Source organism: Caballeronia sp. J97 (genome assembly GCF_905220305.1).
Classification (GTDB): domain Bacteria; phylum Pseudomonadota; class Gammaproteobacteria; order Burkholderiales; family Burkholderiaceae; genus Caballeronia.
Map to the genome: position 1 here is coordinate 20,133 of NZ_CAJMZL010000013.1, position 20,251 is coordinate 40,383.

Below are 20,251 nucleotides of genomic sequence, written 5' to 3' on the forward strand. Positions count from 1 at the left end.
CGAAATTGCGATCCCTATAACAGTGAGCGTTCAAGCGGGCAGATACGTCCGCTTCAACGGAACGAGGCGCTTCGTCTCGGCGTCGGTGTCTTCGTAATGGTCGATCAACGCGCGCACGACATGGTCCGAAGTCCACAGCGTCAGGGGCACTGATGCACGGTCAGCTTCGTAGTACGCCTCTTTGCTGAATCCGCCAGTGCTTACGAACAGGCCACGATCATCTGGGTGGCGCCCGCCAAGGAAGCTACGAATCTGGTTCGTACCCATTTGGCCCTTCCGATGCTTCACCTCCACGATGATTCGAGGATGTTCGAATCCGAAGCCGTCAGGAGATGCGATGATGTCCTTTCCTCGGTCACTTCCAGCCGGAGAGACCTGAGTCTTGTAACCCATCGCCCGAAGGATTCCGGCGACCAGTTCCTGCATCTCGGCCCAATCGAGTTTGCTGACGATGTCCTTGATCTGTTCGAGCGCGAGTACTTCCATTCCCGACAACGGATCGGCTTCGACTTGCTCTTCCTGTAGCTCAGGGGCTGGCTGCATAGGCTTGCCCGTCGCCTCTCCAAGAAGCTCCTGCATGGCAAATTCCGCAACCACAAACACCGTCAGAGTCGAGCCGAGGCTATTCTTGGTAGCATCGGTCAGGCTGTCACGTTCGACTTCCTTTTCCTTCCAAGCAACTGTCCTTACCAGCGACATCCCCGCGTCCGCCAAATCAGCGCGATATTCACAGTTACCCGTCACTTTGCCGATCAGGTACGTGCGGTTCGCGGGAGAATAGGTAACGACGAGATCGTCCGCCTTGATCTCGTTCATAAACCGCCATACCTGCGAGGCGCCGGAGATCGCGGTCTTTTCTTTGATCGCCGGTTCAAGGGACCTGTATAGATCGGTCAAATCCTTTCTGGTCATGCCGACTTTGGCGTGAGCGGCAAGTTGGCCCCACCCTATGGCCGCGATACCTCGTTCGCGAAACTCCTCGTAGAGGCTGCCTCCGTCTGCCCGGATCATCCACATCATTCCCATCGAACACACCCCGTCTAACTAGTTTGTCGTGTTGCTGGCCGCGTCGATGATCGGTTACATCGAGTGCTGCCGGTTCGGCCTCTGCTGGTACGGTGATCACGTAGAAGGCTGCGAGTCACGCGCCGCCAAGCACCGGAACTGTACCTCTGCGGACGCGTATGTGCCGAAGCCCGAATCTCTGCCGGTACTACCGACAGGCGACATAACCCGCCCCTGTTTAGCACAGTATGTCGAGGCGTCTTGGAACATGCGGGCCTTGACGGCGCTCGCCGAGAAATCGGTGAACTTACCTAGACCACCAATCATGTACAAGTCCGGGCCAATTTGTACTACTCCGTCTGTTCCGGTGGTAGCACAGCCGGACAAAACAGCAAGTACCAGCCCGATTCCAATTGCACGACGCGTCATTCCGGCCCTCTCTACTTAGCCAAAGTCGGTATAACGGTCGCGTCGTCGATGGTCTTTAATCGATCCGAGTTCGTCCGGTTCCAGCCTTTCCGCAAACGTTAAACAAACTAGGGTGAAGTCGTGGCGATCAATTGCGGCGATTGCAGTGTCCGATGTCTACGGCTCTGCAAACATATTGGTCGTGACGATCCCCTTCCATGCCCTACGTTGGGTTGTTACTCTGCGATGTCGGTACTCTAACAATAAGGAAATAGATGAAGCGCGATCTCTTCCGAAACTTCTTTGACGAACTTCGTCGTGCTGGCGCTGGCGGGATTAACGCACCACAATTCAGTCTCGGCCAAGCGGGAGCCTACGAGCTTCGATACATACCGTTTGAATACGTGAACCACCACGCAAAACTGGTCATAGTCGGAATCACGCCGGGCAACACGCAGCTTTCGCTGGCCTATGGCAAGGCGCAGGAGCTTCTTAGGCAAGGGCATCCCACCGACCTGATTCTCCGAGAAGTCAAGAAGGTCGGTGCATTTGGCGGGCCTTCGATGCGCCCCAACCTGCTAAAGATGCTGCGGCACTTCCGGTTTGAGCACCTGCTCGGAATTGCGGACGTTGAATCGCTATGGGGATCGGACGCCGATCTGCTGCATTCGACATCGGTAGTACCCCATGCCGCGTTCAAGAACGGGAAGATGTTTTCCGGGAGATTCGATGAAGTCTTGGCATCACCACTTCTCCGCGAATGTTTCCACGACTGCTTCGTACCGTCAGTTGAAGAGATGAAATCGGAGGCGTTGTTTGTCGGCCTCGGTCCATGTCCCGAAGCCGCCTTGGAATGGTGTGTACAGCAAGGCGCCCTCCGCCGCAATCAGGTCTTGGGATCGTTCTGCCATCCATCCAGTGCTGGGGGCAGCACAACGCGCTACTACCTTCGCGAAGTGGCAAAGCACGAACTGGGCGCCAACAATCCGGTCCTTCGCCGGACCGAGTGGCTGGACCGCGCGTATGACAGGATGCACGCCTCGACCAGTGCGCTTCTCGGAGGAACTGCGCCGAAAGCGCCAGTTCGCAACGAAGCCTCAGTGATGTCGAGTTCCGACGAGGCTTCATTGACAAAAGTTACGCCCGTCGCTCGACAGGGTCGGGATACTGCCAAGCCAAGGGCAGTCTGCGACGATGTCGCCGTCATCCTCGCCGAAGTCCGAAAAGCCGGATTCAGGCAGACGAAGGAGACGTTGAAACTAGCGGAGTTCGAGGCCCCCTGCGGTCAGGTCGTTTATGTCGTGAAGACAACTTCAACGATGAACCGCATCAACGTGATGGTGCATCCCGCTCTGAAACGGGAAGCGATGTCCGCATTGCCCGGAGTAGCATCGGTCAGCGATAACTATCGGTTCCACTCGAACATGACCCGGTTTCCAAAGCGAATCAACGGCGGAGCCACTGAGATCGCGCATGGATGGCAGGTGTCACTGGATACCTTCGGCGACCTTCCGCGCTTCCTCACCGCGTTTGACCGAACCGGTGTCGATTAGCCGCCTGTTCTTAGATTTAGATAGCAACGCGCGATGAACATGGCCTCAATGGTGATGGTTGTCACCTCGATGGTGATCGTGTCACCTCAATGGTGACGCCTCGATGGTGACGGTGTCGCCTCAATGGTGACGGTGTCGCCTCAATGGTGACGGTTCTCACCTCGATGGTGATCGTGTCACCTCAATGGTGACGATGTCGCCTCAATGGTGATGGTTGTCACCTCGACGGTGTCACCTCGATGGTTACGGTGTCACCTCAATGGTGATGGTTGTCACCCCAACGGTGATCGTGCGGCCTTGCTGTAACGGTACGGTAACGACGCTGCGCTGCCATCCGTTCTCGCTGACCATACCACTTATGGTCACTTGAGACGGCGGCGCTTCCGAGCTTCGGTCCAATCGATCAATGCGCACGGCACGCCGTCAGGCCCCATCCCGCACCATTCGTTGTCTTCGGTACTCTGCTTCAGTTTCTGGCCCAAACGGGAGAGCGTAGACCTTGAACAGCCAGTCGCCGCGATGATGGTGTTCCAACTATCGCCTCGACGCAGCATGTCCATGATGGCGGCGTTACGCTGCTCATCTGGTTTGCGACCACGGTAGCCGCCAGATTCCTTCAGCTTGGCAATTCCTTGGGCCTGTCGGCGGCGTCGGTCGTCGTAGTCCTTACGCGCAATGGCCGCGAGCATGTCCAGCATCATCGAGTTAAGCGCATCGAGCATTCGTCCGGTGATGTCGTCGGACTGGCTGGTCATCATCCAAGAAGTCGGCAGGTCCAAGGCAACGACACGGACGCGCCGTGACTGAAGCTCGGCCTTCAGTTTCATCCAGTCCTCCGAATTCAACCGAGAAAGTCGATCCACCTGCTCAACAAGCAGCAGGTCCCCTTCATGGCAGTCCGACATTAACCGAAACAGTTCGGGACGCTGAAGTGAAGCGCCCGATTCATGCTCAACGTAGAAGGAAGCAATACGCAGCCCGCGTTCCTTCGCGAACGCAACCAAGTCCTCCTTCGCGCGCGTCGCATCTTGCTCTTTAGTTGAAGCCCGTAGATATGCCCTGACGTACATGCGGCACCTCTTATAGTTCGTTTTGGGTAGTTCGCATATTATCAGTTCTCAATGGGTAGTGTCCAGCCACATATCGAACCAGCACTTCTGCGGTTCTCTAAAGGCATACCCGAAAGACACCGGTTGAACATCTGATCCGACAACCTCAGACAATGCGCCGTGATGTCGGCATGGACAACTAATTAACATTTGTGTTATAATACAATTTCGATTTGACCAGCCCCGACGTTTCACCTGTGGGTCAAGCCGACTCACCGGTTGTCCACGGCTGCAATCACATCCGCAGTCTTCCCACGACGCATTCCCCCTTCGCCTGATCTTCGCGGCACAACCGCACCTGATCGGATTTCGTGCGCCACCACCGGACCAGATCAGCCCTTGATCAGGCCACCGGTTCGCGTTCAGCGACGAATCACTGGTTGTGTGATGACATCAAGCAGTACCTAGGCCGAGGCAATGAGTGCATGCGCAGCCGTCGTTGATGCACCACGAATCCGATCAGGTCTGATCGCGGCCCATCGATGTAGGAAGCAAGCGGGAAGACCGGCGTCTTGTTCGCCGCCACCGGTCATATCAACCAGTTAGTGAATTCGACGGCACGAAGGGGCGGCGATTCACGGGGCCGTAGGCACCGCTTCATCTAGATGAGATGTGTCGGACAGGACCTATCTGGCACCGATGAAGACCTGAGATAAGGAAGAACGACTTGGTCTTCAGTTGTCACGTCGAACAGCCGATGAATTCGACGGCACGAAGTGGCGACGATTCACGGGGCCGAAGGCACCGCTTGATCTAGATGAGATGTACAGGACCAGACCTCACCCGCACCTATGGGACCGGCCAAGTCCGCCTTCGTGATTCAACAAGCCGATGAATTCGACGGCACGGAGTGGCGGCGATTCACGGGGCCGAAGGCACCGGCATGAGGTACATATCGGCAGAGATGTCGCGGCTATCGGGTCTTGATGGAGTCACATGTGTTGCACGTCCGCTGCGCGTCCGAGCGTTGCTGGCCTACGCTGCGCTTCGGCCATCACGCGAACTTGTTTTTTCGATTGATCAAATCAGATATGAAAAAGATGTGACCAACTAGCTTCGGACTATAGGCGGACTATGGTTCGACAATTTCTGTCAAATTGACAGGGTTTCGAGGGGATGTCTTTATTCATCACCTCATTTCGTGAAAGGAGTTTGAAATGAAAATTCACCACAACCGGGGGAACACCCCCAATCAGCCACAAGAGACAACGAATTGTCAACACGAAACATCAAGAGCGAAATCAAGGACGCGGCACGGGTCGCAAAGCGAGTTAACGAGTACGCAGAAGAGCAGCTAAATACTGTTGCATCCGGCAGGTCATTAAAAGTACAGCTCCGGGTCTTCCCCGAATCACGATTTCCCAAGTGGGCGACCACTCTGGCATCAATGCTCTGCACCGACCCCGAACTGGCGAATCTGACAAACAAGAAACTTGCTGCCCTCATCAAGAACGACGACGGGGAATCAGGACTTGATTCCACCATCCTTTCGAAGCCTCTTAGTAAAGAACAACGCCACTACGTGGCCCAGATTCTTCAAGACTACGGATATGCCATTGACACTTTGGTCAAAGGCACTGACCTCAAGAGAATCATAAGGGATAACATCCGCCTTGAATCTCAGAAGAGCGATTCAACAAAATTCTTCGCAGATTCAATTGAAATCGATGGTACCAGATACTCGTATAAATTGCGTCGCAATCCAAGCGGGAACCGCCTGTCAGACTTCTGTATTCGTATGCAAGGTTGCGATATACCGTTGATGGTCGTGTTGAAACTTCGCCGTGTTGGTGTCAATGAATTTTACAACATAGATGAACAAGCATGCCAGTTTGCGCATCATGAACACACGGCGAAGCGCACGAATATAGAAGCGAAGAAGACACTAAACAAATCACTGGACAAGCTGATCGACTATACAGCACATCGAGAACGCGAAGTGGATCCGAATTACTACACCGGTACGCAGGTCTTTGAAACGATGCGCACATGGTACTTTGGTCTTAGCGCCGCGCGCCAGAGCATGGCTACATTCATCGATTGTTGGAATGAGATGAAAAAGAACCACGTCTTCGTAGATGGACTGAAAAAACTCGTCAATAAAAGCGAAGAAGCTGTTACCGTTGAAGCGCACGGGACTGAAGATCCGGCCCCGGCAGAGAGTTTGCTGAAAGGCGACTATATAAGCGACGCCGATGGGAACCTTGTTGATATTTCAACTCTTCTGAAATCGATCTCATCTAAAGCGAACAAAACGTCAGATTTGCTCGAACATGTTTAAATTCTGCGGCTGTTGCCTCAAACGAACGCAAACTCAATGATGATCGGCGACCGGTGATAGGAAGAAGTCCCCGGTCAACATTGGCACCGCGCCGGACCATTGGTCTTCGACCGTGGCGACTATCGATATCGTCATGGTCTGAACGTTCTGCGAAACCTCTGGCACGATTCACACCCCTCGACCATCATTCGATTCCACCAATTGGTCAACAGTCGTCGCGATGACTGTACATCGAGGCGTGGCAGCAATTTCACGATCTATCCCGTCTCATAGCCCTCATAGCCCACTCAGCGCACCGCCCGACAGTTCGAACCGCCAACTCCCCGACGACTCTCTACTACTGGTAAAGATCGCCGTTCCGAGCAAAGGGCCATCTTCGGACTGATTTCGTTCAAGTTTTGATAGCAAATGATAGTTGTTTTGTGGCGCTTCGCAGTACGCACATGCGCTACAAAATGGGAACTTCATTATCTTCCCTTTGAATTCATCGAAACGTTTAATCGGGTTCAATCCGAGTGATACTAGCTCATCGTTGCGAATGAAACCGGATATTTTTTCAAGAACTGATGATGCGTTTGCAACCGTCTTCGCGACCTCCCCATACACATCGATAGAATACCCATAAACCTGCTTTACTTGTCGCCCGCATTGCCAACACTTATCTTTCAAGAAGAGGATATTGTAATCCCAAGGCACTTCTTCCCATTCAAGCTGCCTGTTCAATGCGCCGACGATGAACTGTGACAATGACACGCCGAATTCGCGAATCGAAGGTTCCTCTCCCGAACTAAACCGAGTCAGGTGAAAAAAAGGGATTTCTCTTGACGGAGCGATGTATTCGCTCTTGAACTTCTCGCCGGACACGATCCACGCAACACGGACCCCTGACTCACGATATATCCGACTCCTTCGCTTTAGTTCTTCTGCCGTCTGATACGATAGTTGAACTTCAATGGCAACCTTTGCACTCCCTTTGTGACAGAAAACATCAGCAATCCATTCTTCGCCGTTTGGCGTACTTCCCGGCCATTCCGTCTTTACAGTCCAGCCAGCACGCTTTACCGCCTTCCCAATGAGGCTTTTGAGGAATATGTGCTCTTGCCCTTCCGGCGCTGACGGGCAGTCGCCACGCACGGCGTGCGCGAAGAAGAAGTTCCCAAGTTTACTCGTCTTTGGAACCGCTGTTCGGCCACAGCATGGCATATGGACAGCCAAGTCTTTGTAATCTGCTTTTAGGCTTGTCCAGCCGACCTCATCATAGTCGAAGGCCAGAAGCTCGGCGTCACCATAAGTTGCTCTGAGCGGCACGTTAATCGCCCAATCGGAACGCTGGCAGTGCCAGTAATCGAATCGCCATGCTCATCGCGAAGGTGGCATCGTTGAGCAAGTGCATTTCTGCCGGAAGTCGAGTGTTCAAGATGCGCTGAGAAAGATTCGATGGGTCGTCGATGGAGCGGTAATGGGTAAGCGGATTTCGCAAGTTCATGAGGCGGCGCAGATCATCTGCGTCTCCCTGCGTGATAACGCCCCGCGCGAGACACCGGTTCAACGTGTCGTTGAACGCGACCCGGTCTGGTAGCTTTTCGCCGTCAAGTCCAAGCATAAGGTAGGCGGCAAGAATATGTTCGGCGAGACCTTGGCACAGCAGCACGGTCGCCACGTAATTGCCGTGAACGAAACTGGACCGTGCTTCTGTCCAAGCCGCGAAAGCAGTCTCGCCACCCGGCATCATCGTCCCTGATGAACCGAGAGCAATGGATAGGTCCGCAAGCTGCCGGAACCGCGCGACCTTGCCCGCCACGTCGTCGTGCAAATCCGCAAGCAAGGTTCTTAAGACGTCAACGTCCGTGACTTCGGACAATAGTTCGGACTGGACTTGTTCCGCCATACTTTGCCGCTCATCTTTCACGCCGACGCCCCTTCAAACTTCCATTGCGTCCGGTGCATCCTTCGTCATCAACTGTTCAACGGTCACGCCCGGATGCTGGACAGCAAGAGGCGGCAGCGACTTCACGATCTTCATCGTTTCAAGGCTCACAGTCACAACCCGCTGAAACAGTTCCAAGGGGTAGCGCGGGTTGCTCATCGTCTCGACGGCGTATTCGTTCGCGTCGTTGACGATGCCACTGTCTTTGTCGGTCTTCACGCACTGTCGTTCCACGACCCAATCCAGCGCGGGCTTGCCGTTGACTACATATTCATAGGCTTCGACCGGGATGCCCTTCAGCGTGATCTTATCGTTGTAGATCAGCGTGGTCAGGTCCTTGTCCTTGCCGTTCTTGCCATACCGCATCTTCTCGACCCGGTAGTCGGCATCGGTCAACAGCAATCCGCCGCCTTCGATCTGCAACGGGTGCTTCTCGACCGTCTCGTAGCTGATATGCAGGTCGGCCAGCTTCCGTCCGGCCTTCGAGAACGCCCAGAAATCAGCGACCGCCTTCACGCAAGGGATGCGCGGCAACTCCTTGGACAGATTGTCGGCATAGCGTTCCCTGTACTCTGGCGAATGCAGCAACCCGTAGATGTAGTAGAAGATGGCTTCCGTGCCGATCTGTTCGCCCGGATATGCGGACTGAAAGTGGGCCAGACCTTCGTCGGTCAGTGCGTCCCGGCGTTTGCGTTCATGCTTGGCTGGCTGCGAAGCATCAAACAGTCCGCTTTGCCGCGATTCAGACCTGATCTCATCGCTTGCATCGTCATAGAGATATAACGGGAAACACTGAGTTCCGCCTTTCATGGCTGAAACGCAAAGCTCAGTCGGTACATCGGACATCAACGCCGTGAAGCCTGAAATGAATCCCGGCGCGGAAATACAGATCACTCGATTCTCCGCCATCGCATCTGGGAAGATACGTGGCATTTGATAGACCCGTTCATTGAAACGGCGGTTGTAGTACAGCCACTGTTTGGTAAAGGGACGGTACAGGCTTCGCGTCAGACACTCGACTTCGAACGTGAAATGCTGACCTTTCACAAGCTCCTGCTTTAAATTATGCGTCCAGCTTATCTTGGCTGGGTCTGGGTCGATAACGGCGTCCACCTTTGCTTCCCGCGACTTCTTGTCCAGACCGACGAAGACTTGGTCGAAGTGAGCGACTTCGCTGTTGTAGAAATCAATCATGCGCGTCATGTTGCTTGCCACCGCCGCCCGGGAAGCGTTGAAGCACCAAGAATCACGCTGCGTTTTGACACCATTGGAATAGTTGGCAAACAGCTTACTAGCTTCGGTGCCATCTTTGTCGCCCAAAGCGATATATCCGCCAAACTTATCGTCGCGCTGCTTGAGCCAGTCGCCATGCTCATCTGGCCTGATGGACAGCCAGCCACCAGCTTGGGTGATACCGACAATGCTGGCAAAGGTGCCGATTCGTTCCAGCTTTTCTTCGCGGCTCAGATAGTCGCCAATATCGTGGAACTGAATCTGACCCCGCTGCGCGGCGTTCGGATTCTTCACCAGAACGGAAATGGCAATGGGGGCGCGACTTCCGCCACCAAAAATCTTGCCCCCTTCTCTGCGCGATACTTCGCCAGAACTTCGCTGGTTGCCCCGGAGATGGAACACGTAGATGTTGGAAAATTCGTCAGCCAGACACTTGCGAAGACCAGTCCCGGTCATGCCTTCGATCCAGCCAGCGTTAGTCACGAAACCAATCACGCCACTATCGCCGATGCGATCAGACGCCCACCGGACTGCGCGGATGTAGCTGTTGTAAAGGCCATTCTTATTTTGCGCACTCGTCAGCGCCGCATAGGTGTCACGTATTCTGGAATCGAGAGTCGGGTACTTGATGTTGGCGTTATTGTCGTTCGCATCGTCCTGCCCCACCGAATAGGGGGGGTTGCCGATGATGACCCGGATGTCCAGTTTCTTCTGGCGCTTGCGACGGGCGCTGTTGTTCGCCTGCACCGCATCAACCATGTCTTCCTTCTCGTACATCTGAAAGGTATCTGCAAGACAGATACCTTCGAAAGGCTGGTACTTACCACCAACGATGCCGTGATACACAGCTTCGATGTTGATGCACGCGATGTAGTAAGCCAACAGCACGATCTCATTGGCGTGGATTTCGTGCTTGTACTTGTGCGGCAGTTCTTCCGGCTTGATGAGACCGCTTTGCAGCAGACGCGTCACGAACGTGCCCGTACCCACAAACGGGTCGATGATGTGGACGCCCTTGCTACCTAAGGTCTGGCCGAATTCGGACTGCAACACATGCCCGACGCTATGAATGATGAAGTCCACGACTTCGACCGGCGTGTAGACGATCCCCAACCGTTCGGTCATCTTCGGGAAGGCGTTGCGGAAGAACTTGTCGTATAACTCCACGACGATCTTCTGCTTGCCCGCCGCGTTGTCGATACTTTCCGCCCGCAGTTTCACGCTCTCATAGAACCGTTCCAGCGTGTCGGCTTCTTTATCCAAACGGTGTTCGTGCAGTACATCCAGCACGCTCTGCATCGCCAGCGACATCGGGTTGTGCTTCGCGAAGCTGTAGTCGGCGAACAGGGCGTCGAATACCGGCTTGGTGATGAGATGCTGCGCCAGCATCTCGATGATCTCGCCGTCCGTGATGCTGCTGTTCAGGTCGCCACGTAGTTCGGCGGCAAATGCAGCGAACGCTTTCCGTTCCTTCGCGTTGTCCGTGTTCTCGATGATGCCGGTGATGCGGTCGATGTGGGTGCGGGCGATCTTCGCGATGTCGTTCGCCCAATCTTCCCAATGGTGACGGTTGCCGACCTTCTGGACCAGCTTGGCATAAATGGCCTTCTCGATCTCGCCGATCTCGAATTGCAGTTCGTGCTGTTCCTGCGGCGTCCGCTTCTTGACCGCTTCGCCGATGGTGAAGCCGCCCTTACCAGCGTCCTTGTTCTTCGTCCCGTTGGTTTTCTGCTGTTTCTTCTGAATCTTGTCAGTAATCGCGATGACTTCCATCTTGCTGGTGTCCTTGCCGATCAAGTCGAGCTTGTTCACCATCGCATCGAATCGGTCATCGTGGGAACGCAGTGCTTGCAGAACCTGCCAGACTACGGCATAGGTCTTGTTGTCGTTCAGTGCTTCGTGCGGTTCGACGCCAGCCGGGATCACCACCGGCAGGACGACATAACCGCGCTTCTTCCCCGGTGCATTGCGCATCACACGACCGACCGACTGCACAACATCAACCTGTGAATTACGCGGCGTCAGGAACAGCACGGCATCCAGTGCCGGAACGTCCACACCTTCCGACAAGCAACGAACATTGCTGAGAATGCGACAGGTGTTTTCGGGCGTCTCGGCTTTCAGCCATGCAAGCTTTGCTTCCTTCTCGCTGGCATTCATGCCGCCGTCAACGTGTTCGGCTTCGCAGCGAAGTCGGGCCACCTGTTCGAATTCCTCCGTTTCCTCGCTATCCTGATACGCTTCGACGACCGCTTGGAACATCCCGGCGATCTGTTTCGAACTGACCTTGTGCGTCTTGGCCCCTTTCGAGACTTCGATGACCTGACAGAAGGCCACAGCACGACTCATCGGCTCGCCGTCGCCAACCAAGTCCCCGGTCAATCCCTGCTTAGATAGTGCCTTCCAGCAGCCGACGATCTTGGCAGCATCGTCCACCTTCAACTGATTGTTCTCATCCCGGAGAAGGTCTTGCAGACGCCGGTTGACGTGCGTCTCTTCGACCGCCAGCACGATCACCTTGTAATCGACAAGCAACCCGCGCTTGACGGCTTCCGAGAAGGTGATGACGAACAGTTCGTCGCCATATAGGGCCTTGTCGTCCATCGAGCAAAGCGCGACATTGTCACGTTCAGCCGTGGCCTTGGCCGAATCGCCATAGATACGCGGCGTCGCCGTCATGTACAGGCGCTTGGCGGCGCGGATGTAATCGGCGTCGTGAACCCGAACAAAGGTGCTTTCGTCGTCATCGCCGAACGTCGCGCCGGTCGTGCGGTGCGCTTCATCGCACACGATCAGGTTGAAATCGGCCAGACCGAAGTCTTTCTGGGCGCGACGGATTACGTCGAGGGAGTGATAGGTGCTGAACACGACGCTCATGTGCGACGCATCGTGCCGCTTTGTCATCTCTTCAGCCAGTCGGGCCGAATTGGTAGTTGCCGGATAGCGCAGTTCATGCACGAAGGTCTTAACCTCGTCGTCCTCTTTCTTGCGCTTCTTGCCAACGTCGCTGTCCGAACACACGGCGAAGCTATGTAGCGGCGTCCCGCTCTCCTGCGTCCATTCGGTCAGGGTCTGCGACAGCAGCGACAGGCTCGGAACCAAGAACAGGACACGCTTGCCCGGACCGGCAATCGTCTCGGCGATCTTCAGGGCGGTCATCGTCTTCCCGGTTCCGCATGCCATTATCAGCTTGCCACGGTCGGCATCAGCCAGACCATGAACAACCGAACTCAGCGCACCTGCCTGATGCGGACGCAGTTGCTTCTTTGCCTTGATGACCGGCGCAGCCTTCGGCTTGTACTGGCCCCAATCGATCTGACTCTCTTCAAGGGCGGTCAGGTCGATTTTGCTAACTGGCGGCTGCTGATCGAGCAACGCGTCTTCCGCGTGTTCGCTCCAATGATCCGTCGTGGCGACGATGATCCGCCGCGTGAATGGCTTCTTGCCCGATGCCGTGAAGAAGCTGTCGATGTCGCTCTTCTGGACCTTATAGTCCGGGGCGTACATCTTGCACTGAATGGCATGGACTTCATCCGTGCCGCGCGTCTTCGCCACAAGGTCAATCCCGGCGTCCCGCTTATCCAGCCCCTGCACATTTGCCCATTCGGCATATGTCCATACATCGCTGTACAGGTCGCGGTACGTGGCTTCGTTCCGCAGATAACAGACGATCAACTCTTCGAAGTAGGTTCCCTTCTCGCGCTCGGTGACGGCGGCCTGACGGAAGGTATCGAGAAGTTTTTCGAGGGCGGTCATGGTCTTTTTTGCTGGGGAGAGCGTGAGGCAAGGACGATATTATGCCGCCCCGATCCGTTGTTTCGGCCTCTTTCGTCTTACCACAATCAGGGAAATACCCGCAGAATGCCGGTTGACTGAATTCCGACCGAGACCGGACTCATGGCGACAATGAACGAACACGGGCATGTCATTGCGAACTGCCCGACTTGCAGTGGTGCGCTGACGGCCTTCCTCGTCGGCGACCCGCAACGCGGGCCATACGGGCAGATTTTTCGACAGATCGACGCAAACCAGACTGAGGTATACAGGCTGGCTCGATGCACGGGCTGTGGTGCTGGCGCACTGATAACGCTCTCGACGACCAACGTGCATGGCAGCGGGCAGATGGAACTGACCGATTTTTACCCGGAAGCGGAAGTTCGCCACGTCTTGCCGGACGCGGTTCCCAAGGGCATCGTTAAGGAATTCCGGGAAGGCGAAGAGTGCGCAGAGGCTCGGTGCTACCGGGCGGCGGCAGCCTTATTCCGATCTGTGCTGGACAAGACCCTGCGTGCCAACGGGTACAAGTTGAAGAAGGGTACGCCACTTGAACAGCAGATCGACTTGGCTGCCGCAGATGGCGTTATCACTGCATCACGACGGAAACGCGCCCACGAAGAGATTAGGACCTTGGGAAACTACGTGCTGCACGAAGAATGGCGACAAGTCACCCGGTCCGAAGTGAAGGTGGCGAAGGAATACGCCGCCTACTTGCTGCACGACTTTTATGATGATCGTGAAACCGTGCTGGCCTTGCTTCGAGAGAAGAACCGCATCGCTGACGAAGACCGCCTATCGGACGAGGCGAACTAACAGGCAAGTTCGGAGTGGGCGGTGAGGTCTTGTCGCGACCGTTGACCCCATCTTGGAGCGTATGCGATCCTTCGCCAAGACAGGCAACTTTCCTGTCACCCTGATGTCACCCGGCGGGGTGTCAAACCAAACGATGACGGAAGCAACGCCAAAAGAAAAACCGGCCTAAGTGCCGGTTTTTTAAAGGAAATTCGTGGTGGAGAGGAGGAGGATCGAACTCCCGACCTTCGCATTGCGAACGCGACGCTCTCCCAGCTGAGCTACCCCCCCAACGAACCAAAATTGTACCACAGCAAATCCGCCCAAAAGCAACCCCTCGGACGCCCCCACCCGCCCCTCACTTCTGCGGCGCCCCGGCCAATATCCATATGACGACGGTCTTGATATCCGCGTCGCTCATCTTTGGATGCGAGGGCATTGGAATCGAGCCCCACACGCCCATACCACCGCTCTTCACCTTGTTTTCGAGCTTCGCGCTCGCCTGCGGATCGCCTTTGTATTTCTCCGCGACCTGCTGAAACGACGGCCCCACGAGCTTGCGATCGAGCGCGTGACAACCCATGCATGCATTGCTGCGCGCAATCGCCATCGCATTGGCGGACGAAACAGGCTGCTCAGTAGCAAACACCCCGAAGGATGCGGCAACGATCGCCGCGCCGACAATCAAACGCACCATACTCATTTCACGTTGGAAGCCGGACTAGGATTGCCCGGATGCACGTCCGAATTCTTCACGGGCGCGGGCGACTGCGAATCGAGCGGACGCGAAGTCACGCCCGAATCCGGCACCGTGCCCACAGTCGCTTCTGCGGGAGCCGGTGCGCTCGACGCGGACACCGCGCTCGCATCGGATGCGGCGGCCGCTTCGAGCGCCTGTGCCTCTTCAGGCTTGATGTACTGGAACACCTTCACGACCTGCTCGACGCCCGGCACGCGCGCAGCGACATCCGCGCCATGCGCGCCTTCGTCCTGCGTCACGAGTCCCATCAGGTAAATGACGCTACGCTCGGACACGACCTTATAGAAGTTCGCGCGCAAGTCCTTCTCGCCAACCATCGCGGTCTTCACGCGGCCTTCGAGATACGAGTCGTTCGCGCGCGACGAGATCGAGCTCGCGCCCTGAACGGACAGTTCGTTGACGATGCTGCCGACGTTGTTGATGTCGCGCACGACCGCTTCGGCCTTCTGCTTCGACGCGTCGTCCGGCACTTCGCCAGTCAGCAGCACGCGCCGGTTGAACACGGTCACGTTGACATGCGCCGTATCGGGCACATTTTCGTTGATCCGCGAAAGCGCCTTCACCTGAATCTCGCGGTCTTCGGTCTGTGCGCCGAGCGTGCGGCGATCCGTGGCGATCAACGTTCCGCCGGCCGCCGCGCCGACGACCGCGAGCGCGCAGCCCTGCAACGTCAATGCGACTCCCGACAACATGCTCACCACGAGTGTGGCCTGGGCCAGCGTCGCCTTGACGCGTGTCTTGTTCATCAACTCCGTTCCCCCTTTTCAGTTTCAGTCGTCTCCGAGCAGCATCGCGTCGATGCCGTCGCACAGACAGTGAATGGTCAGCAGATGGACTTCCTGGATGCGCGCCGTTCGATCGGACGGCACGCAGATATGAATGTCGGTCTCGGCGAGCACGTCGGACATCGCGCCGCCGCCCTTGCCCGACAGCGCAATCACGATCATCTCGCGCTCGTGCGCTTCCTGAATCGCCGCGAGCACGTTGACCGAGTTTCCCGACGTGCTGATCGCGAGCAACACATCGCCCGACTGACCGAGCGCGCGAACCTGGTTCGAGAAGATCTGCTCGAACGCGTAGTCGTTGCCGATGGCCGTGAGTATCGACGTGTCGGTGGTCAACGCAATCGCCGGCAAGCCCGGGCGCTCGCGCTCGAAGCGGCCGATCAGCTGCGCGGCAAAGCGTTGCGCATCGGCAGCCGAGCCGCCGTTGCCGCAGACGAGAATCTTGTTGCCGTTCGCGAGTGCGCCGAAGAGCGTATCGACGGCGGCCGCGATCGGGACCGCCAGCATGTCGAGTGCTTCGAGTTTGAGTGCCGCGCTGTCGCGGAATTGCTGTTGAATACGTTCGACTGACATCGACTCTCGATCATCGGCCGCGACGTGCGGCGGTATATGACTTGAACGCTCAAAGCGTCGGCTGTTGCGCAGTTTACCGCATGGATCATGCGATGAGCCGCGCTCAGGCTTCGTCGGCGCGGAACGCATCGGGCAGCCAATGGATGCGGCCCGCATCGAACGCGACGACATCGAAACGGCACGCGGGCATCGCGCCGCGCCAGGTCGCGAGAAAATGCTGCGCAGCCAGCACGAGGCGCGCGCGCTTTTTCGCATCCACGCTTGCGGCGGCATTCGCGTAACGCCTGCTCCTTCTCGCCCGCACTTCGACGAATACGAGCGCGCCGCGTTCATCGAGCATGACGAGATCGATCTCGCCGCCCCGGCACGTCACGTTGCGCGCAACGAGGCGCATACGCCGCCGCCGCAGGAACTCGAGCGCGTGCATCTCGAAAACATCGCCGAGCGTTTTGGACAAGACGCCTCCATAAAAGTTGTCGACGGTTCGGGCGAATCGCGCATGGCAAAATGACGTCCTTTCCTTCGAAGCCCGCGCTCATGCTTCAGATCTCCGAACTCGCCGCCGGGCAGCACTATCCGACGGGCGCGCTCTATGTCGTCGCGACGCCGATCGGCAATACCGCCGATATCACCGTGCGCGCGCTGCACGTGCTCGAACTCGCGGATCGCATCGCCGCCGAAGACACGCGCAACACCGCGCAACTGCTCGCGCGTTACGGCATCTCGAAGCCCTCGATCGCCGTGCACGAGCACAACGAGCGCAGCGCCGCCCAACGCGTGATCGAGCATCTCAGGAACGGCGAGCGCATCGCGTGCGTATCCGACGCGGGCACGCCCGGCATTTCGGATCCCGGCGCGCGGCTCGTCGATGCCGTGCGCGATGCAGGGCTGCCCGTCGTTCCGCTGCCGGGCGCGAGCGCGCTCACGACCGCCTTGAGCGCGGCGGGCGCGTGGGTGAGCGGCTTCTCGTTCATCGGCTTCCTGCCGACGAAGGCGAAGCAGCGCGCGGCGCAACTGCGCACGCTCGCGAATCATCCGATGGCGCTGGTTTTCTACGAAGCGCCGCATCGAATCGTAGAAACGGTGCGCGCGCTCGGCGAGGCGTTCGGCGGCGAGCGTCAACTGCTGATCGCCCGTGAGCTGACGAAGTTACATGAGAGCCTGCATCGCTGCACCCTGGCCGAAGGGCCAACGTGGCTCGAAGGCGATGCGAATCGTCAGCGCGGGGAATTCGTGCTGGTCGTGGAAGGCGCGCCCGAAGCGCAGGACGCCGACGACGCCCACGATGCGCTGCTCTCGACTCTGCTGGAAGAGTTGTCGGTGAAAAGCGCGGCGCGCATCGCCGCGACGCTGACGGGCGCCTCGCGCAATGCGCTGTACGAGCGCGCGCTCAAGCTCGCCAAACGCGACGAAAGCGACGAAAGCGAAGAAGAATGAAAAACGGGCCGTCGCGAGACGGCCCGTCATGGTTTTGCGAAACGCGACGTGGATCAGTTCACGTTGTCGTCGGCGAGCGCCTGAGCCTGCTCTTCACGCGCCGCACGCGCTTCCTGCTGCGTGAGACCCTCGATCTTCACTTTTTGCGTGCCCGCGCCGCGCATGCCGAGCACCGCCGCGGCTGCGTACGACAAGTCGATCACGCGTCCGCGCACATAAGGACCGCGGTCATTGATCTTCACGACCACCGTCTTGTGGTTGGCTTCGTTCGTCACGCGCACCCACGACGCGAGCGGCAGCGTGCGGTGCGCGGCGGTCATCGCGTTCATGTTGAACTTCTCGCCGCTCGCGGTCTTGCGGCCATGGAACATCCGGCCGTACCACGACGCCTTGCCCTTCTGCTCGAAGCTGCTGGCGTCCGGGCCCGTCGTGATCGGCTGGGCGTCCGAGAGCGACTGCGCCGGTTGCGCAGGCTTGTCGGCCGGCACGGCGGAGAGGTGCGAATCGAACGCGAGCGGCGCCGCCGAGCGGGCACTGCTCGTGCTGAGGGAGTTTGTGTTCTGAGGATTGGCTGCGACATCGCCCGAACCCGGCGCGGCGCAACCCGCCAGCACGCCAACTGCTAGCAGGCTCCCGACATGTCGAATAAATCGAGCATTCATAGACGGTTTTCAACGATAAAGGAGCGGCCGCGCTGCGCTGGTCGGCGCGCGCAAGGCTGCTCGAGGCTTTGCCGTGCAAAGCAGAACGCCGCTCGGACAAGCGAACGGCGAACTGTGCTCGGATGCGGCGCACTCGTGCCGCAAACGCCCGGTTATTGTTCACGTCTGGCGCAACCTGTCCCCGGCAGCCTGACCAGACCCCACAAGCCGCCATCGAACGTGGCATCACGTTCGTGCGCTTGAAACTCAAAGTGAGCGCAGGAACGGCGGCGTAGGCCCCATCCGGCGTGACGGCTGCAAAGGCCATCTGACAGACGCGCGGCGTCTGGCCGGACAAGACGTGTGCACCTACTGGAGGTGCTTGAGTTGCAATTGCGAGGCTTTTGGCCTCCAACAGCGTACTGACAGCGATTGTAAAAACGCACTAGCGTTTTGCTAATCGCCTATTGACGGCATGGTTAAGTCCATGCACAAGTACCCCCATTATACAAAAAAACCGCGGTTCGGCTCGCAGGACCCAACGAATCGTCATTGATTTTCGCTATGACCGTAAGAATTGCCACTTTCAGGGCTTGGAGAAGCGTGCTCTCGGGTGCCGTTGCATGCATTGTGGCGCCGGTACAATGGACGTTTTTACAGGCCTTCGCGTTCCGACGTCAGCTATATGAAAGTCATTCTCGTTCCCGTGACGCCTTTCCAGCAGAACTGTTCCATCGTGATCTGCGAGACGACTCTACGCGCCGCCATCGTGGATCCGGGCGGCGACATCGAACGCATCATCGCGGAGGTCGAGCGTCAGGGCGTGACGGTGGACAAGATCCTTTTGACGCATGGCCATCTCGATCATTGCGGCGGCGCCAGAGCGCTCGCGGACCACTACGGCATACAAATAGAAGGACCGCATCGGGAAGATGCGTTCTGGATCGACCAGTTGCCCGCGCAGACTCAGCGTTTCGGGTTTTCGAACGCCGAAGCGTTTGCGCCCGAACGCTGGCTCGTCGACGGCGACGCGGTGCAGTTCGGCAACGAGTCGATGGAAGTCTATTTCTGCCCGGGGCACACACCGGGTCACGTCGTGTTCTTCAGCCGCGCGCACAAGCTCGCGTTCGTCGGCGACGTGCTGTTCGCCGGTTCGATCGGCCGCACTGATTTCCCGCGCGGCAATCACGCGGAACTGATCCGGTCGATCCGCGAGAAGCTCTGGCCGCTCGGCGACGACGTCACCTTCGTTCCCGGTCACGGCCCGGCATCGACCTTCGGAGAGGAGCGGCGCTCCAATCCATTCGTGCGCGACGGAGTGACAGCGTGAACGCGATTCCCGAAATCTACGTCAGCACGGATGTCGAAGCCGATGGCCCGATTCCCGGTCCGCACTCGATGCTCAGCTTCGCGTCCGCGGCGTACACGGCCGACAAGCAGCTCATCGGCACCTTTTCCGCGAATCTCGAAACGCTCGAAGGCGCCGCGCCGCATCCGGTTCAGGCCGCATGGTGGAAGACGCAGCCCGACGCGTGGGCCGCGTGTCGCCAGGATCTGCAGAAACCGGAGAGCGCGCTGCCGGCCTATGTCGAGTGGGTGGAGGCGCTGCCCGGAAAGCCGGTATTCGTCGCCTATCCGGCCGGCTTCGATTTCACCTATATGTTCTGGTACATGATGCGATTCGCCGGGCGCTGCCCGTTCTCGTGGTCGGCGCTCGACATCAAGACGCTCGCCTTCGCGATGACCGGCCTGCCGTACCGGAAAGCGATCAAGCCGCGCCTGCCGAAACACTGGTTCGACGAGTTGCCGCACACGCATGTCGCGCTGGACGATGCGATCGAGCAAGGCGCGCTCTTTTGCAACATGCTCGCCGAGTTGCGGACCTCGCAGGCGAAGCTGGCTCGGATGTCCAACGATCCCGCTGACGATATCGAAGGTAAAACCGCGCAGTCAGGCCAGTGAGTTAGGGA

The 20,251-nt window shown here is 57.6% G+C and carries 16 protein-coding genes and 1 tRNA gene; 6 read left to right on the forward strand and 11 right to left on the reverse strand.

The window, feature by feature from the left end; translation table 11 throughout:
• Nucleotides 1-30 precede the first annotated feature (30 nt).
• Nucleotides 31-1,026, reverse strand: coding sequence for a restriction endonuclease (locus tag U4Y90_RS17950; RefSeq protein ID WP_321796477.1), 996 nt, complete (start codon nt 1,024-1,026; stop codon nt 31-33).
• A gap of 662 nt (nt 1,027-1,688) precedes the next feature.
• On the opposite strand from U4Y90_RS17950, the gene U4Y90_RS17955 reads away from it, so the two are divergent.
• Nucleotides 1,689-2,966, forward strand: a complete 1,278-nt coding sequence (locus tag U4Y90_RS17955) for a hypothetical protein (protein WP_321796479.1) — start codon at nt 1,689-1,691, stop codon at nt 2,964-2,966.
• Nucleotides 2,967-3,328: 362 nt separating this feature from the next.
• Here the strand turns inward: U4Y90_RS17955 and U4Y90_RS17960 are convergent, their stop codons facing one another.
• A complete protein-coding gene (locus U4Y90_RS17960; RefSeq protein ID WP_321796481.1) occupies nt 3,329-4,036 on the reverse strand; it encodes a recombinase family protein in 708 nt (235 codons plus the stop codon).
• Nucleotides 4,037-5,288: 1,252 nt separating this feature from the next.
• Here U4Y90_RS17960 and U4Y90_RS17965 point away from each other — a divergent pair.
• Complete coding sequence (locus U4Y90_RS17965) at nt 5,289-6,356, forward strand: hypothetical protein (RefSeq protein WP_321796483.1); 1,068 nt, start codon at nt 5,289-5,291, stop codon at nt 6,354-6,356.
• Between the two features lie 276 nt (nt 6,357-6,632).
• Here U4Y90_RS17965 and U4Y90_RS17970 read toward each other — a convergent pair whose 3' ends face one another.
• Genes U4Y90_RS17970 through U4Y90_RS17980 form a run of 3 tightly spaced genes read right to left on the reverse strand, consistent with a single transcriptional unit; the run spans nt 6,633 to nt 13,272 of the window.
• A complete protein-coding gene (locus U4Y90_RS17970) occupies nt 6,633-7,664 on the reverse strand; it encodes a competence protein CoiA (protein WP_321796484.1) in 1,032 nt (343 codons plus the stop codon).
• Nucleotide 7,665: 1 nt separating this feature from the next.
• Nucleotides 7,666-8,244 (reverse strand): hypothetical protein, encoded by a 579-nt coding sequence (locus U4Y90_RS17975; RefSeq protein WP_321796485.1) that lies wholly within the window; start codon nt 8,242-8,244, stop codon nt 7,666-7,668.
• Between the two features lie 33 nt (nt 8,245-8,277).
• Entirely contained in the window at nt 8,278-13,272 is a 4,995-nt protein-coding gene (locus U4Y90_RS17980; protein WP_321796487.1) for a DEAD/DEAH box helicase, read from the reverse strand.
• A 141-nt stretch (nt 13,273-13,413) separates the two neighbouring features.
• Here U4Y90_RS17980 and U4Y90_RS17985 point away from each other — a divergent pair, with 141 nt between their 5' ends.
• Nucleotides 13,414-14,106, forward strand: a complete 693-nt coding sequence (locus U4Y90_RS17985; RefSeq protein WP_321796489.1) for a DUF4145 domain-containing protein — start codon at nt 13,414-13,416, stop codon at nt 14,104-14,106.
• 194 nt (nt 14,107-14,300) lie between these two features.
• Here the strand turns inward: U4Y90_RS17985 and U4Y90_RS17990 are convergent.
• The 5 genes from U4Y90_RS17990 to U4Y90_RS18010 all read right to left on the reverse strand — a co-directional run bounded on the left by U4Y90_RS17990 (nt 14,301) and on the right by U4Y90_RS18010 (nt 16,630).
• Nucleotides 14,301-14,376: transfer RNA gene (locus tag U4Y90_RS17990), tRNA-Ala, on the reverse strand.
• 67 nt (nt 14,377-14,443) lie between these two features.
• Nucleotides 14,444-14,782 (reverse strand): c-type cytochrome, encoded by a 339-nt coding sequence (locus tag U4Y90_RS17995; RefSeq protein ID WP_415749377.1) that lies wholly within the window; start codon nt 14,780-14,782, stop codon nt 14,444-14,446.
• A 2-nt stretch (nt 14,783-14,784) separates the two neighbouring features.
• The gene (locus U4Y90_RS18000) at nt 14,785-15,591 is read right to left on the reverse strand and encodes a BON domain-containing protein (protein WP_321796493.1); all 807 of its coding nucleotides are present in this window, start codon (nt 15,589-15,591) and stop codon (nt 14,785-14,787) included.
• 24 nt (nt 15,592-15,615) lie between these two features.
• A complete protein-coding gene (locus U4Y90_RS18005) occupies nt 15,616-16,203 on the reverse strand; it encodes a phosphoheptose isomerase (protein WP_321796495.1) in 588 nt (195 codons plus the stop codon).
• Nucleotides 16,204-16,306: 103 nt separating this feature from the next.
• Nucleotides 16,307-16,630 (reverse strand): YraN family protein, encoded by a 324-nt coding sequence (locus U4Y90_RS18010; RefSeq protein WP_321796703.1) that lies wholly within the window; start codon nt 16,628-16,630, stop codon nt 16,307-16,309.
• Between the two features lie 110 nt (nt 16,631-16,740).
• Between U4Y90_RS18010 and rsmI the strand changes: the two genes are divergently transcribed.
• Nucleotides 16,741-17,640 carry a 16S rRNA (cytidine(1402)-2'-O)-methyltransferase gene (gene rsmI, locus U4Y90_RS18015; RefSeq protein ID WP_321796497.1) on the forward strand — a complete coding sequence of 300 codons (900 nt, stop codon included), beginning with the start codon at nt 16,741-16,743 and terminating at the stop codon, nt 17,638-17,640.
• 53 nt (nt 17,641-17,693) lie between these two features.
• Here the strand turns inward: rsmI and U4Y90_RS18020 are convergent, their stop codons facing one another.
• The gene (locus U4Y90_RS18020; RefSeq protein ID WP_321796498.1) at nt 17,694-18,302 is read right to left on the reverse strand and encodes a septal ring lytic transglycosylase RlpA family protein; all 609 of its coding nucleotides are present in this window, start codon (nt 18,300-18,302) and stop codon (nt 17,694-17,696) included.
• Nucleotides 18,303-18,966: 664 nt separating this feature from the next.
• Between U4Y90_RS18020 and U4Y90_RS18025 the strand changes: the two genes are divergently transcribed.
• Nucleotides 18,967-19,611, forward strand: a complete 645-nt coding sequence (locus U4Y90_RS18025) for an MBL fold metallo-hydrolase (protein WP_321796499.1) — start codon at nt 18,967-18,969, stop codon at nt 19,609-19,611.
• Nucleotides 19,608-20,243, forward strand: coding sequence for an exonuclease (locus U4Y90_RS18030; protein ID WP_321796501.1), 636 nt, complete (start codon nt 19,608-19,610; stop codon nt 20,241-20,243). The genes U4Y90_RS18025 and U4Y90_RS18030 overlap by 4 nt, the downstream gene beginning before the upstream one ends.
• The last annotated feature ends 8 nt before the right edge of the window (nt 20,244-20,251 follow it).

What these genes read in the sequence shown, in the direction of transcription:
- U4Y90_RS18020 (WP_321796498.1), bottom strand. Translation starts at nt 18,302, where the DNA reads ATGAATGCTCGATTTATTCGACATGTCGGGAGCCTGCTAGCAGTTGGC.
- U4Y90_RS17960 (WP_321796481.1), bottom strand. Translation starts at nt 4,036, where the DNA reads ATGTACGTCAGGGCATATCTACGGGCTTCAACTAAAGAGCAAGATGCG.
- U4Y90_RS17980 (WP_321796487.1), bottom strand. Translation starts at nt 13,272, where the DNA reads ATGACCGCCCTCGAAAAACTTCTCGATACCTTCCGTCAGGCCGCCGTC.
- U4Y90_RS18005 (WP_321796495.1), bottom strand. Translation starts at nt 16,203, where the DNA reads ATGTCAGTCGAACGTATTCAACAGCAATTCCGCGACAGCGCGGCACTC.
- rsmI (WP_321796497.1), top strand. Translation starts at nt 16,741, where the DNA reads ATGCTTCAGATCTCCGAACTCGCCGCCGGGCAGCACTATCCGACGGGC.
- U4Y90_RS17950 (WP_321796477.1), bottom strand. Translation starts at nt 1,026, where the DNA reads ATGGGAATGATGTGGATGATCCGGGCAGACGGAGGCAGCCTCTACGAG.
- U4Y90_RS17985 (WP_321796489.1), top strand. Translation starts at nt 13,414, where the DNA reads ATGGCGACAATGAACGAACACGGGCATGTCATTGCGAACTGCCCGACT.
- U4Y90_RS17995 (WP_415749377.1), bottom strand. Translation starts at nt 14,782, where the DNA reads ATGGTGCGTTTGATTGTCGGCGCGGCGATCGTTGCCGCATCCTTCGGG.
- U4Y90_RS17955 (WP_321796479.1), top strand. Translation starts at nt 1,689, where the DNA reads ATGAAGCGCGATCTCTTCCGAAACTTCTTTGACGAACTTCGTCGTGCT.
- U4Y90_RS18025 (WP_321796499.1), top strand. Translation starts at nt 18,967, where the DNA reads ATGAAAGTCATTCTCGTTCCCGTGACGCCTTTCCAGCAGAACTGTTCC.
- U4Y90_RS18000 (WP_321796493.1), bottom strand. Translation starts at nt 15,591, where the DNA reads ATGAACAAGACACGCGTCAAGGCGACGCTGGCCCAGGCCACACTCGTG.
- U4Y90_RS17975 (WP_321796485.1), bottom strand. Translation starts at nt 8,244, where the DNA reads ATGGCGGAACAAGTCCAGTCCGAACTATTGTCCGAAGTCACGGACGTT.
- U4Y90_RS18010 (WP_321796703.1), bottom strand. Translation starts at nt 16,630, where the DNA reads ATGCACGCGCTCGAGTTCCTGCGGCGGCGGCGTATGCGCCTCGTTGCG.